Origin of the sequence: Nocardia sp. CA-120079, from assembly GCF_050955745.1 — a bacterium.
Classification (GTDB): Bacteria; Actinomycetota; Actinomycetes; order Mycobacteriales; family Mycobacteriaceae; genus Nocardia.
Genome location: NZ_CP192088.1, coordinates 7050684 through 7064107, shown reverse-complemented (window position 1 = coordinate 7064107; position 13424 = coordinate 7050684). Strand labels below are relative to the sequence as shown.

15 protein-coding genes are annotated in these 13424 nt (G+C 66.7%); 3 read left to right on the top strand and 12 right to left on the bottom strand.

Annotated elements, in window-relative coordinates; all coding sequences use genetic code 11:
* Nucleotides 1-20: 20 nt before the first annotated feature.
* Nucleotides 21-554, top strand: a complete 534-nt coding sequence (locus tag ACQPYR_RS32655; protein ID WP_433622699.1) for a DUF3145 domain-containing protein — start codon at nucleotides 21-23, stop codon at nucleotides 552-554.
* A 106-nt stretch (nucleotides 555-660) separates the two neighbouring features.
* Here the strand turns inward: ACQPYR_RS32655 and xylA are convergent, their stop codons facing one another.
* Genes xylA through ACQPYR_RS32640 form a run of 3 tightly spaced genes read right to left on the bottom strand, consistent with a single transcriptional unit; the run spans nucleotide 661 to nucleotide 4257 of the window.
* On the bottom strand, nucleotides 661-1839 hold the full coding sequence (gene xylA / locus ACQPYR_RS32650; RefSeq protein ID WP_433622698.1) for a xylose isomerase: 1179 nt from the start codon (nucleotides 1837-1839) through the stop codon (nucleotides 661-663).
* Nucleotides 1840-1858: 19 nt separating this feature from the next.
* Entirely contained in the window at nucleotides 1859-3034 is a 1176-nt protein-coding gene (locus tag ACQPYR_RS32645; protein ID WP_433622697.1) for a 4-hydroxybenzoate 3-monooxygenase, read from the bottom strand.
* Complete coding sequence (locus ACQPYR_RS32640) at nucleotides 3031-4257, bottom strand: MFS transporter (RefSeq protein ID WP_433622696.1); 1227 nt, start codon at nucleotides 4255-4257, stop codon at nucleotides 3031-3033. Before ACQPYR_RS32640 ends, ACQPYR_RS32645 begins: the two co-directional genes overlap by 4 nt.
* A 124-nt stretch (nucleotides 4258-4381) precedes the next feature.
* On the opposite strand from ACQPYR_RS32640, the gene ACQPYR_RS32635 reads away from it, so the two are divergent.
* Nucleotides 4382-5302, top strand: coding sequence for a LysR family transcriptional regulator (locus tag ACQPYR_RS32635; protein ID WP_433622695.1), 921 nt, complete (start codon nucleotides 4382-4384; stop codon nucleotides 5300-5302).
* On the opposite strand, the gene ACQPYR_RS32630 is transcribed toward ACQPYR_RS32635, so the two are convergent.
* The 9 genes from ACQPYR_RS32630 to ACQPYR_RS32590 all read right to left on the bottom strand — a co-directional run bounded on the left by ACQPYR_RS32630 (nucleotide 5286) and on the right by ACQPYR_RS32590 (nucleotide 12822).
* Complete coding sequence (locus ACQPYR_RS32630; protein ID WP_433622694.1) at nucleotides 5286-6095, bottom strand: IclR family transcriptional regulator domain-containing protein; 810 nt, start codon at nucleotides 6093-6095, stop codon at nucleotides 5286-5288. The genes ACQPYR_RS32635 and ACQPYR_RS32630 overlap by 17 nt on opposite strands.
* A gap of 21 nt (nucleotides 6096-6116) precedes the next feature.
* On the bottom strand, nucleotides 6117-6503 hold the full coding sequence (pcaC, locus tag ACQPYR_RS32625; RefSeq protein ID WP_062992341.1) for a 4-carboxymuconolactone decarboxylase: 387 nt from the start codon (nucleotides 6501-6503) through the stop codon (nucleotides 6117-6119).
* On the bottom strand, nucleotides 6500-7276 hold the full coding sequence (pcaD, locus tag ACQPYR_RS32620) for a 3-oxoadipate enol-lactonase (protein WP_433622693.1): 777 nt from the start codon (nucleotides 7274-7276) through the stop codon (nucleotides 6500-6502). Before pcaD ends, pcaC begins: the two co-directional genes overlap by 4 nt.
* Nucleotides 7277-7444: 168 nt before the next feature.
* The gene (gene pcaB / locus ACQPYR_RS32615; RefSeq protein ID WP_433622692.1) at nucleotides 7445-8797 is read right to left on the bottom strand and encodes a 3-carboxy-cis,cis-muconate cycloisomerase; all 1353 of its coding nucleotides are present in this window, start codon (nucleotides 8795-8797) and stop codon (nucleotides 7445-7447) included.
* The gene (gene pcaG, locus ACQPYR_RS32610) at nucleotides 8790-9332 is read right to left on the bottom strand and encodes a protocatechuate 3,4-dioxygenase subunit alpha (protein ID WP_433622691.1); all 543 of its coding nucleotides are present in this window, start codon (nucleotides 9330-9332) and stop codon (nucleotides 8790-8792) included. The genes pcaB and pcaG overlap by 8 nt, the downstream gene beginning before the upstream one ends.
* Entirely contained in the window at nucleotides 9325-10047 is a 723-nt protein-coding gene (pcaH, locus tag ACQPYR_RS32605; protein WP_433622690.1) for a protocatechuate 3,4-dioxygenase subunit beta, read from the bottom strand. The genes pcaG and pcaH overlap by 8 nt, the downstream gene beginning before the upstream one ends.
* On the bottom strand, nucleotides 10044-11225 hold the full coding sequence (locus tag ACQPYR_RS32600) for a thiolase family protein (protein ID WP_433622689.1): 1182 nt from the start codon (nucleotides 11223-11225) through the stop codon (nucleotides 10044-10046). Before ACQPYR_RS32600 ends, pcaH begins: the two co-directional genes overlap by 4 nt.
* Nucleotides 11222-12004 carry a CoA-transferase subunit beta gene (locus tag ACQPYR_RS32595; RefSeq protein WP_433622688.1) on the bottom strand — a complete coding sequence of 261 codons (783 nt, stop codon included), beginning with the start codon at nucleotides 12002-12004 and terminating at the stop codon, nucleotides 11222-11224. The genes ACQPYR_RS32600 and ACQPYR_RS32595 overlap by 4 nt, the downstream gene beginning before the upstream one ends.
* Nucleotides 12001-12822: a CoA transferase subunit A gene (locus ACQPYR_RS32590; protein WP_433622687.1), complete on the bottom strand. Its 822-nt coding sequence runs from the start codon at nucleotides 12820-12822 to the stop codon at nucleotides 12001-12003. Before ACQPYR_RS32590 ends, ACQPYR_RS32595 begins: the two co-directional genes overlap by 4 nt.
* A gap of 303 nt (nucleotides 12823-13125) precedes the next feature.
* On the opposite strand from ACQPYR_RS32590, the gene ACQPYR_RS32585 reads away from it, so the two are divergent.
* Complete coding sequence (locus ACQPYR_RS32585; protein ID WP_433622686.1) at nucleotides 13126-13413, top strand: hypothetical protein; 288 nt, start codon at nucleotides 13126-13128, stop codon at nucleotides 13411-13413.
* The last annotated feature ends 11 nt before the right edge of the window (nucleotides 13414-13424 follow it).

The window sequence follows — 13424 nt, the reverse complement described above, 5'->3', positions numbered from 1 at the left end:
CGAAGCTGGAGGTGTCAGTGGTGCGCGCATCGAGTCAGTTCGCGGACGCGACGGCGGGTGTGGTCTATATCCACTCATCGCCGGCTGCGCTGTGCCCGCATATCGAATGGGCACTCACCTCGGCGCTCGGCTCACCCGCGAAATTGCGCTGGACCGCACAACCCGCCGACGGACAGCTGCGTGCGACCACCGACTGGATCGGTCCGGTCGGCACCGCATCCCGAATTGCCCAATCCTTGCGGTCCTGGCCGGTTCTGCGCTTCGAGGTCACCGAGGACCCCAGTGACGGCGTCGACGGTGAGCGCTACAGCTTCGTGCCCGCCCTCGGCCTCTGGCACGGCTCCACCTCGGCCAACGGCGATGTCACCATCGGCGAAATGCGTCTGCGCGCCATGCTGCAGGCCGACAATGAACTCGGCAACTACACCGGCTATGACTTGGCAACCGAACTCGACCGTGCTCTCGGCACTCCGTGGGACGAAGATCTCGAGATCTACCGCTACGGCACCGAATCCGGCGCCGAGGTGACCTGGCTGCGCCGCGACGTCGGCTGACCGGTCACTCTTTCAGCGTGATGGCCACCTCAGGTTCGGAGGAGTCGGGGGCGCGCGGCAGCCTCGGCCACGGCGAAGATGTGGCCGCGATCTGACGAACATCGCCTCAGCCGATCAAGTGCTCGAGTGCGAGTTGTTGCAGTCGGACGAAACCGAAGTCTCGTTCGGCTGCCTTGTCCGGGTCGAAACCTTCGTCGTCGCGCAGGAATGACTCGATCGATTCGCTGGCGTCGAGGGGGGGTTGCGCCAGGTCGAGGACGCCGGAGTAGGCCATCGCCTCCTGTACGCGGGGATCGGCGCGGAAGGCGCGTGCCTTGTCCGCCAGCATCAGGTAGGTCGCCATACAGGCCTTGGCCGATTCCCATACGCCGGTGAGGTGTTCGGTGCGTGAGGGTTTGTAGTCGAAGTGCCGGGGTCCGGTGTAGCGCGGGCCGTCCGGATAGCCGGGAAAACCGTTTTCGAGCAGGTCCACGGTGAAGAATGCGGAGACCAGATCACCGTGTCCGAAGACGAGGTCCTGGTCGTATTTGAGACCGCGCTGGCCATTGAGGTCGATGTGGAACAGCTTGCCGCTCCACAATGCCTGGCCCAGGGCGTGCGTGTAGTTGAGGTTGGACATCTGTTCGTGGCCGGTTTCCGGATTGAGGCCGACGATATCGCCGTGCTCCAATTCGGCGATCAGGGCGAGTGCGTGCCCGACGGTAGGCAGGAAGATGTCGCCGCGTGGCTCGTTGGGCTTGGGCTCCAACGCGATTCGCAGGTCGTAACCCTGTGACTTGATATAGCCGGCGACCGTATCCAAACCCTCTTTGTAGCGCTCGAACGCGGCGAAGACGTCCTTGGATCCGTCGTATTCACTGCCCTCGCGGCCGCCCCACATCACGAAGGTGGTGGCGCCGACCTGCGCGGCCAGATCCACCGCGCGCAGGATTTTGCGCAGACCGAAGCGGCGGATCGAGCGGTCGTTGGCGGTCAGCCCGCCGTCCTTGAAGACCGGATGGGTGAAGGTGTTGGTCGTGACCATCTCGATGGTGAGTCCGCAGCGATCGGTCGCTGCTCTGAGTCGCGCGAGGTTGCGCTCCTTGGTGGCCTCGTCGGCATCGAACGGGAATACATCGTTGTCGTGGAAGGTGATTCCCCAGACGCCGAGTTCGGCCAGGCGTTCGGCGTACTCCCACGGTGCGAGTGCCGGTCGGGTCGGCAGGCCGAACGGGTCGGTACCCGTCCAACCGACCGTCCACAGGCCGAAGGAGAACTTGTCGTCGGTGGTGGGTCGACGGGTCACGTGATGCCTCCAGATGTGTCTACGACGGGCCCCAGCTTCCGGTGTACCCCTCGGCGAAGTACGCCGCGCCGCGTCGGGATTCGGTGAGCATCGCGAGTTCACCACGTTGGCGTTCGAGATCGAAAGGGGACGCGCCGTCTGTCGAGTGCAGCAGGGTCGTCGCCCAGTAGGAGAAATGCTGAGCCTTCCACACTCGATCGAGTGCGCGGTCGGTATAGCGACGCAGTGATTCGTCGGATCCCCGGGCGAAGTATTCGTCGATGACCTCGTGCAGCACGCGCACATCCGCGAGCGCTAGATTCAACCCCTTCGCGCCGGTCGGCGGGACGGTGTGGGCGGCATCGCCTGCCAGCAGGAGTCTGCCGTGGCGCATCGGCGCGGTGACGAACGAGCGGAACGGCAGCACCGTCTTCCCACTGATCGGCCCCTCTTGCAGTGCGAAACCATTGCCGTTGACGCGGCGGCGCATCTCGGCCCAGATTCGTTCGTCATCCCAGTCTTCGGGGCGTTCGGTGGGCGCGCATTGGAAATACATGCGCTGCATCGTCGACGTGCGCTGGCTGACCAGGGCGAAGCCGTGTTCGGAGCGCGCGTAGATCAGTTCCGGATGCGACTGCGGCGCCTCGGCGAGGAACCCGAACCAGGCGAAGGGATATTCGCGGAACCATTCGGTGCGCAGGCCATCCGGAAAGGCGTGACGGCAGATCGAACGTGAACCGTCGGCCCCGACGATCAGATCGGCCGCCAGCCGGGCCGGGCGGCCGTCCGCCTCGGTGAACGTCACCACCGGAGGATCAGTGCGGACCGCGGTATCCCGGACGCCATAGCGGACATCACCGCCATCGGTCTTGCGGCGGTCGGCGAGATCGATGAATACATCGGTCTGCGGATACAGCCACACGGATTCGCCGACCAGTTCCCGGAAATCGATCCGATGGTTGTCACCGTCGAAGCGCAGCACCACCCCGTCGTGTCGGTCGCCTTCGGTGAGTACGCGGTCGGAGACGCCGGAATCCACCAGCGTGCGCACCGAACCCGCCTCCAGGATGCCCGCGCGAATGGTCGTCGCGATCTGTTCGTGCGTACGGATATCGATGACGACCGAGTCGATTCCAGAACGGTGCAACAGATGTGACAGCAGCAGACCCGCCGGACCCGCGCCGACAATGGCGACCTGGGTGCGTGTATTCCTCATAGGGCGAGCCCCTTCGAAGTGTCGAGGGTGGCAGCCGGCTGCACCGATCCAGTGGTGAGCCGGGACACCGCCGTCATCGCGAGCATGCCGACGCCCGCCACCGCGGCGAAAAAGTAGAAGCCCCACGGGTATGCGGATCCGGCAACGATGAGCCAGCCGGTAATACTGGGCCCGAATATCGCGCCGAGTCGACCCACACTCGAGGTGAGGCCGAGCGCGGTGGCCCGCACCTCGGCGGGATATACCTGTGTGACGTAGGCGTAGACGAGCGCCTGGGCCGAGAACACGAAGATGCCGGTGACCAGTACCAGCGCATTGAGGAGCACGGTGCTGGAGACTTTGACGCTCAACATGGCCAGCAATACGGCGGCGGCCGCAAACCAAACGAGGACAATCGGTTTCGTGCCGCGACGGTCCGCGAGCGGACCGGCGATCAGCAGCCCGACGATCGCACCGACATTCAGCACCAACAGCAGCGTCAACGAGGTCGACATGTTGTATCCGGCGTCACGCATCAGCTTGGGCAACCAGGTGTTGAGTCCGTAGACCAGCAGCAGGCCCATGAACGAACCGATCCACACCCCGAGGGTCGTGCGCAGATAACGTGGCGCGAGCAGCACGGTCGGCTTTACCCGTTCCGGAGTGGCCTTGGCGGCCAGATACGCCTCGGATTCGGGCAGTTCGGCCCAGATCAGCGGCAGCAGTAGGAATCCCGCGATGCCGCCGAGATAGAACAGCGGCTGCCAGTGCGGAACGAGCTGTAGCGCGAGGAGCGAGGTGAGCACCGCGCCGACGTGGTAGCCGGTCATCGTGATGGTGCCGATGAAGGCGCGGCGGGTGGCGGGTACCTGCTCGGCCATGAAGGTCAGCGCCGTCGGCAGACAGGCGCCGAGCCCGATCCCGGCCAGCAGGCGGAATACCCCGAAAACGGTGATGGATCCGGCCGCCGGGACGGCCGCGGTGAATGCCGAGAACAATGCGATCGAGGCGAGCAGTACCTTGCGACGGCCGTAGTGGTCAGCGATCGGCCCTACCAACGCGGCGCCGACGGCGACGCCGACCAGCGAGATCGTTGCGGCGAATGTCGCACGCGCCGCGGTGAATCCGATGTGGTGGTGCTCGATGAGGGTGGGAATGACGGCGCCGAGCACGACCAGGTCGTAGCCCTCGAGCAGGACGATGAGCCAGCACAGCACGGCCGGCCACGACGACAGCTTGTTCATGATGATTCGTTTCTGCAGATTCGGACCGGTCATAGCGAGCCCTGATTGTGATGGCTCTCACGCTAGAATGACCGCCAATCAGAAATCCAATTGATATTTTTCTCGATCCACATAGAGGAGATCTATGGCTGCCGCCTTCGATCTGAACCTGGTGCGCACCTTTGTGCTGCTGTACGAGACCAGGAGTGTCACGGCCGCCGCGGACCTGCTCGGGGTCACCCAGCCGACGGTCAGCTACGGGCTCGGCAAGTTGCGGCGGCGGCTGCGCGACGAACTGTTCGTGCGCGGCCCGGGTGGTCTGGTACCGAGCGCGGAGGCCGAGCGGCTGTATCCGCCGCTGCGCGCGGCTATCGCGGGTGTCGATGAAACACTCGGCGCCGCAACCGAATTCGATCCGAGTCGACCGGCGCGGTTTACGCTCGGGCTCTCCGATCTCGGCGAGGTGACGGTGCTGCCGCTGGTGCTCGCGGAACTCGCGATACGGGCACCGCAGGTGACCCTGCAGGTCGAGGCCTTCGATGTCGATACCGCGACCGATCGGCTGGCCCGCGGCGAGGTCGACGCGATGGTGGCCAGTCCGATACTCGATTCATCTCGGCTGACTCGGACGCCGCTGTTCAGCGAGGGCTATGCCGGGCTGGTCGCGGCACACCACCCTCGGCTGCGCGGTGCGACGCCCAACCGAGCCGAACTGGAGCGTGAGCGGCATATCGTCGTCGAGGGCGTGACCGGCCACCCCGGCCCACGCAAGGCGCTGCGTGAGCACCATCTCGAAGACCGCGTCGCCGTGCGCGTCACCCGATTCGCCACCCTGCCCTATGTGGTGCAGGACAGTGAGCTGGTCGCCATCGTGCCCGAACGGGTGGCACACGCTTTGGCGCGCACCCATCCCGTGCGCGTATTCACCCTCCCGTGGCCCATCGAGCCGGTGGAGGTGGCGGCCTATACCCGGCGCGCACCTGGCCGGGCGGCGGCTCAGGGTTGGTTTCTGGAGGTGGTTCGGGCGGCGCTGGAGAATCTGCCGTCGGTCAGCCCAGCCGCGTAATCGGCTTCGCGGCGGTGAGATCCGCTTCGACGCGGTGGGCGGCCGTCTGCAGGCGCGGAATCAGTTCGGCCCGAATGGATTCGATGCTGCGGCGGGAGGCGTGCGTCGAAATATTGATCGCGGCGATCACGCCCGATCGATCGCGGATGGGGGCCGCGACCGACCGCAGGCCTTCCTCCAATTCCTGGTCGACGATGGAAAAGCCCTGTGCGCGGACCGTTTCCAAGGCGGCGCGCAAGGCATCCTGATCGGTGATGGTATTGGCGGTCAACCGGGCCAGTGGCGTGCGCGCCAGATAGGCGTCGAGTTCGGCAGCCGGGAGTCCGGCCAGCAGGACATGGCCCATGGAGGTGGCGTAGGCGGGGAAACGGGTGCCGATATTGATGCTGACGGTCATGATCCGGGATGCGGCGACCCGGGCGACGTACACCACATCCGGACCGTCGAGCACCGATACCGAGCTGGATTCGTGCACGTCGGCGGAGAGCTGTTCGAGGTGCGGCTGCGCCACCTCGGACAGGCTCATGCTGGACAGATACGAATAGCCCAGTTCCAGCACCTTCGCGGTGAGCGAGAAGCGTTTGCCGTCGGTGCGGACATAGCCGAGATCAGCGAGGGTCAACAGGAACCGGCGTGCGGCGGCGCGGGTGAGTCCGGTCAGGCGCGCGACATCGGAGAGCGTCAGCTGCGGGTTCTCGGCATCGAAGGCCTTGATGACCGCGAGGCCGCGTTCGAGCGACTGCACATAATGGGTGCCGCGCTGCCCGTCGTCGTCGCTACCGCCGGTCGTCATCGTCTCCTCCTCGACAGGGTGCTACAGGGCGGTATCGTCCCCGAGTTCGGCCAATACCTGCTGCCCGATCGCGAAGGCGGCGTTGGCCGCGGGCACGCCCGCGTAGGCGCCGGTGTGCAGCAGTACTTCGGCGATCTCGGCGGCGGTGAGACCGTTGGTGATCGCGGCGCGGACATGCATCGCGATCTCCTCGTGCCGCCCGAGGGCGGTGAGCACCGCAAGGGTAACGCAGCTGCGGGTGCGCCGGTCCAGGCCCTCGCGGGTCCAGATCGAGCCCCAGACCGACTCGGTGATGTACTCCTGGAACGGCCTGGTGAATTCGGTGGTCCTGGCGACGGCGCGATCGACGTGATCGTCGCCGAGCACTTCACGCCGGACCGCCATGCCGCTATCGGCTCGTTCGTTCACGAGTCCTCCTTCAAGTGAGCGAGAATCAGATCGTTGACCGCCTCCGACGCCTCGGCGCTGGCCAGATGTGCACCGGGGCTGACGATTTCGAGGCGCGCGCGCGGGATCGTGCGCGCAATGCGCCGTGCGTGCTCCGGTGGAATGGCCGGATCCTGGGCGCCGGCGATCACGAGTGTGGCCGCGGTGATCGATGACAGCCGGTCCGCGATATTCATCGTTTCGATTGCCGTGCAACAGGATGCGTAGCCGTCGGAGTCGGTGGCCGCGACCATTTCCTCGTAGTAATGGGTTTGTTCCGGATGGTCCGTGCGCCATTGCGGAGTGAACCAGCGTTGCACCACAGCATTTGAAACTGCCTGTGTACCTTCGGATCTGACCAGCGCGGCGCGTTCGGCCCAACCGCTGGGCGGGCCCAGTTCGGCGGAGGTGCAGCACAGGGTGAGCGTGTGCAGCCGGTCCGGTGCGTGCTCGCCGAGCCACATGCCGACCATGCCGCCGAGGGAGAGTCCGACGAAATGCGCTCGTCGGAGCCCGAATCGGTCGAGCAACCCGATCACATCGGAGCCCAGGTCCGTCAGCGTGTACGGGCCAGGGGGTACCGGGGATGCGCCGTGGCCGCGGTGGTCGTAGCGCAATACCCGATATCCGGCGGCGGTCAGGGCAGCGACCTGCGGATCCCACATCCGCAGATCGCTGCCCAATGATCCGCTCAGTACGACGGGTTCGCCGTCGTCGGGACCGGCCACGGCGCAGTTCACTTCGACGGCGTTCACGACGGCGCCTGCCGAATCAGTTTCCTGCCATCCGGTGATCGGCTCAGTACGACGGGTTCGCCGTCGTCGGGACCGTCCACGCGGCAGTGCATCTCGACCACGGTCATGCCATGCCTCCGTCTCGTGGCGCTTGGCTCCTCGGGGCCTGGACGACGAATGATCGTTCACTCATAATCTGGCCCGCCAATCGTCGAGTGCCCGTTCGATGAACTTGCGCGTCGACCCGAGGTATCGCGCCGGGTCGAGCAGTCTTTCGATCTGTTCGCGTTCCAGGTACTTCCCGACCATCGGATCGGCGGCGAGCAGATCGGCGAGCGGGCCTGCACCGGCGAGGGCGGCCTGGCAGCACTGCGCGACGGCATCGCCCGCGGTATGCCTGCCGACCTCGCCGTTGGATGTCGAAACCAACTCGGCCACCACGTTTTCCGCGAGCGCGAGGCCGCCGGTGAGTTCGAGGTTGGCGCGCATGCGCTGTGGATCGACGCGAAGTCGCTCCAGGCTGATGCGCAGCCAATGCACTGCCGAACCGGAGGTCCGCAGCAATTCGATGTACGGCCGCCATTCCGCATGCCACGAGCCTGCCGCGCGCTGATGTTCGTGGGCTGCCGCGCCGAGCAGTGCGGCAACCAAACCCGGTGCCTGCCCGGCGGATCCGTCGGCAAGCACGGCGGCAACCGGATTGCGTTTGTGCGGCATGGTCGAGGAGCCGCCCGTACCCGCCGGGCCCTCCTCGTGGACCTCCGCGACCTCGGTCTGCGCCAGCAGCGTGATATCGCGGGCGATCTTGGCCACCGCCGCGCAGGTCTGACCGAGCGCCCCGGCGATCTCGGCGATGCGGCCGCGCTCGGTATGCCACGGCAGGGCCGGTTCGGCCAATCCGAGCTGCCGCGCGAGCCCGCTCAGGACGGCAATCCCGTTGTCGCCCAAGGAAGCCAGTGTGCCGACCGCCCCGCCGAACTGCGCGGCCAAGCGGTGCCGCCGGATGTCGTCGAGCCGGTCCCGCGCTGCGGCGATACCGCCGAGCCAGCCGGCCGCGGTGAGGCCGAAGGTGACCGGCGGTCCCTGCTGGAGCAGGCTGCGCCCGGCCAGCACGGTGTCGGTATGGATTTCGGCGAGGTGCGCGAGCTGGTCCGCGCAAGCGCGCAAGTCGTCATCGAGCACCGTCAGCGCCCGGTGCGTCACCAGCATGGCGGCGGTATCGCCCACGTCCTGGCTGGTCGCGCCGAGGTGCACGTATCCGGCCGCATCGTCGGCGACGCGTGCGGTGAGTGCCCGCACCAGCGGCCCGGCCGGATTGCCGATGCCGACCGCCTGCGCGCCGAGCTCGACGATGTCGTAATCATCTGCATTGCAACAGCTTTGGATAGCGGCGGCGGCCTCGGGCGGAACGACGCCTGCCGCGGCCGAGGCGGCCGCCAGCGCGCCTTCGAAGTCGAGCATGGCCTGCAGCCATGCCCGGTCGCCGACCTGCGCCGCGACCGGACCGGCCGCGAGCACAGCGTCGAACAACCCGTCAGACATCGAAGAACACCGTCTCGCGCGCACCTTGGAGGTACACGTCGAAAACGTAGCCATCGGGACCGTCGGCGGCGATCAACGTGCCGCGACGCTCCGGCGGCACCGCGGCCAGCACCGGATCGGTCGCGTGTTGCTCGGCGTGCTCGGGGAAATAGATGCGGGTGACCACTCGATGCAGCAGACCACGGGCGAATACCGAGACATCGATATGCGGGGCCTGCCCGTCGCCGAGCGCGCCGGGAACGACGGTGTAGACGGCGAATTCGCCGGATCGGGTGTCGCTGCGTGCGAATCCGCGGAAGTATTCGCGGACGCCGCGACCATCGTCGGGATGCGCGATGTGCCCGTCCGGGTCGGCCTGCCAGATCTCGACCATGGCGTCATCGATCGGCTCGCCGACGGCGTCGAGCACCCGGCCGCGAATCCACCCGGCCGCGGGCGTGCCCAGCGGTACGGCATACGGGCCGTCGTCCCACGTCAGGCCAATGTGCAGGTAGGGGCCGACGGTCTGCGAAGGCGTGGTGGGCAGATTAGTCATCGTCCTCGTCGTCCTCGAAAGGCGTGGCGTCGCGGCCACGCAATACGATGTCGAACTCGAAGGCCAGCGCCCGCTCGGGTTCGCTGCGGTCGAGATCGAAGCGGCTGATCAGCAGCGGGCGAGCGGCCTCGGGCACCGAGTTGAAGATGGGGTCCTGGGCGAACAACGGATCGTCCGGAAAATACATCTGGGTGACCAGTCGCTGAGTGAAGGCGCGCCCGAACAGCGAGAAGTGGATGTGCGCGGGCCGCCAGGCATTGTGGTGGTTGCGCCACGGATAGGCGCCTGGCTTGATCGTGGTGAACTCGTAGCGGCCCGCGTCGTCGGTTAGCGTGCGCCCGGCACCGTCGAAGTTGGGATCGAGCGGACAGTCCCACGCGCCCCGGTCATGGCGGTACCGGCCACCGGCATTGGCCTGCCAGACCTCGATCAGCGAGTTCGGGATCGGCTTGCCGTCACCGTCGAGTAGCCGGCCGTGCACGATGATGCGCTGCCCGAGCGGTTCCGCACGGTGCTGTGCGGTGAGGTCGTTATCGGTCTCGGCGAGCCGGTCCGCGCCGAGCACCGGAGCGGTGAGTTCGGTCAGCCGCTGCGGCAGCAGGACCAGCGGCTCTTTCGGATGCCGCAGGGCGGTGGACTTGTAGTCCGGGGAGTCCAGCGGCGGGTGGGTGCCTGCCGGATCCTTTCTATAGCCTTGCAGCGCATGGGTTTTCATGATGTCGCCTCCAGAACAACGGCCAGCCCCTGACCGACGCCGATACACAATGCGGCCAGTCCCCACCGGCTGCCGCTACGCCGCATTTCGCGGGCGAGTTGGTTGATGACGCGTCCGCCCGACGCCCCGAGCGGATGGCCGATCGCGATCGCACCCCCGTTGACATTGACGATGCCGGGATCCAACTCCGGCCAATCGGCAAGGCAGGCAAGCGATTGCGCGGCGAAGGCCTCGTTCAATTCGACCACACCGACATCGCCCCAGCCGATTCCAGCGCGCCGCAGGGCGATGGCCGCCGCTTCGACCGGACCGATACCGAACACATCCGGATCGACGCCGGCCGCACCGCGTCCCGCGAGCCGCGCCAAGGGTGCGCGGCCGAGCCGATCGGCCAGGGCTTCGTCACCGAGCAGCAGGGCGGCGGCGCCGTCGTTGAGTGGTGAGGCATTTCCGGCGGTGACGGTGCCATCCGGCCGGAACGACGGTTTCAAGCCCGCCAACCGCTCGACGGTCGTTTCCGCCCGCAGCGACTCGTCGCGGGCCAGTTCGGTGCCGGGCACGGCGACGACATGATCGTCGTAGAAGCCGTTGTCCCAGGCCTTCGCGGTGAGCTGATGGCTGCGCGCGGCGAATTCGTCCTGCGCCGCCCGCTCGATGCCGTAACGGCCCGCGAGGATTTCGGTGCTCTCACCCAAGGAGACCGTCCACTGTGCGGGCATTGCCGGATTCACCAGCCGCCAACCCAAGGTGGTGGAGTGCAGTGTTTCGTTGCCAGCGGGAAATCCCTTGGCGGGCTTGGGCATAACCATGGGCGCACGGCTCATCGATTCGACGCCGCCGACGACAACCGTTGCCGCATCACCGGTTTCGATCATCCGGGCGGCCTGCATCGCGGCGTCCATACTCGACCCGCACAGCCGGTTCACGGTTGTGCCGGGTACCGAGGTCGGCCAATCCGCCAGCAGCGCTGCCATGCGTGCCACATTGCGATTATCCTCGCCCGCCTGGTTCGCCGCCCCGAAGACGATCTCGTCCACCGTCGCGGGGTCCAGCTCATTGCGGTCCGCGAGCGACCGCAGTACGGCAGCGGCGAGGTCATCGGGCCGGATGCCGCTCAGCGCACCGCCGTACCTGCCGAACGGGGTGCGCAGACCGTCGTAGAGAAATGCGCTGGTCATGAGGCGGCTTTCAGTGCTCGCAGGGTGGTGAGTTCCATGGCCGTCGGCGGCTCGCCGATTTCGAGATCCGGCGCGACCCGCAGCTGCCAGCCGGTGGCGTCGCGGACCCGCTCGACGGTCACGCCCGGATGCACCGCGACGAGGATCAACTCGCCGGTGTCGTCGGGCCGCATCACCCCGAGGTCGGTGATCACCAGGGTCGGGCCCGCGCCGCGCAGGCCGAGTTCCGCGCGCTCACCGGCGCCGCGACCGTGCCCGAAGGAGGTGACGAAGTCGACTTTGTCGACGAAGGATCGGCGTGACTGACGCACGACGACGAAAACCTCGCCACAGGAGGCGGCGATCTCGGGCGCGCCGCCGGCTCCCGGCAGGCGGACCTTGGGATGGGTGTAGTCACCGCCGATGACGGTGGTGTTGATATTGCCGTACTTGTCGAGCTGCGCGGCCCCGAGGAACCCGATATCGATGCGACCCGGCTGCAGCCAGTAGTTGAAAATCTCCGGCACGCTGATCACGGCGTCGGCGGTTTCGGCGAGCACACCGTCACCGATGGAAGCGGGCAGCCGATCCGGCTTCGAACCCAATGTTCCGGATTCGTAGATGAGGACCAGGTCGGGCGCGTGGGTATTGCGTGCGAGATTGGCTGCCGTCGACGGCAGCCCGATCCCGACGAAACACCGTTTGCCCGCGTCGAGTGCCCTGGCGGCGGCGATCGTCATCATCTCGTCGGCGGTGTATGCCGTTTCCATTGTGGCGGTGCCGGTTTCGGCGATGGTCATACAGTCTCCGTGGTGGCGGTGTACACGTTTTCGTCGAGCCAGCGGGTGAAGTGGTCACGGTCTCGGCCGACCGCGTCCCAGGCCTCGTAGTAGGCGTTGTCGCGTTCGGAATAGCCCTGCGCGTAGGACGGATGCGCGCCGCCGGGCACCTTCGCGACCGCGGTCACCGCCCACGCGGGCAGCACGATCGCCCCGGGCACCGGGGTCAGTTCGTCGACGATCTCCTCGACCGTGACCAGACTGCGGCGCGCGGCGAGCACCGCCTCCTTCTGCACCCCGAGCAGCCCCCACAGTTGCACATTCCCGGCCCGATCGGCGCGCTGGGCGTGGATCACCGTGACATCGGGATTGATCGCCGGAACCGCGGTCAGCTGCTCACCGGTGAACGGGCAGGTGATCGGTTTGATGGTGTCGGTGACCGTCGGCAGATCGGTGCCGACGTATCCGCGCAGCACAGCGAACGGCAATCCGGACGCCCCCGCGACATAGCGATTCGCCATACCGGCGTGGCTGTGCTCTTCGATATCCAACGCCCTGGGCCAGGCATGCTGTACCGCGTCGCGGAACCGGTGCAGCGACCCGACACCAGGATTGCCGCCCCAGGAAAAGATCAGCTTGCGTGCACAACCGGCCCCGATCAGCTGGTCGTAGACGATGTCCGGTGTCATCCGCACCAGTGTCAGATCCAGCTTGCGCTGGCGGATGATCTCTTGCCCGGCGGCCACCGGGATCAGATGTGTGAACCCCTCCAGCGCGACCGTATCGCCGTCGCGGACGAGTTCGCCGACCGCAGCTGCCAAGGAGGTAATCCTGGCCATATCACTCCTCATTCGAAATCGGACATCACCCGGCCACGCAAACCGGGTCCGGCAGCTGCCCGAGCGCGATCCGCTCGGGCGCAACCGAGGTAGCCACCTACGCGATGGTTAATTGTGCGCAATCCGTACAATTGGTTGTTATGCGAACATCGTAGGTCGGATCCGATGGTGACTCAAGTCCCACATATCGATCGACGGCACCACTCGGCGATCCATCGGCACCGGGTGCCTGGACAGCTTCCACATCCATTCGCGCGCAAGCGATCCCGCTGGCATCGCCGACGTGTCGGGAGGAAGCTCGAATTGTTCGATGGTGTTTTCCACCAAGCCGATCCGGCGCGCACCGTCTGTGACTTGATGCGTTCGCTGCTGTGGCTGCAGGAGCAAAACGGTGGGACCGCGCCTGATACTGCCGCGCCCGCGCTGCACGGCCACGCCTTCCCCCAGCTCAGCGTCGGCCGGCGCCGCGGCGCCGCATTCTTCGCGCGCGAGACATGCCGCATCCCGCTCGAAGACCTCGGCGCACCGAACGCGGCCGCGCTGTCACGCGAGGACTACTCGCGCCTGCGCGCCGAGGCGATCGCGGCGTAAGAATGCGCGGT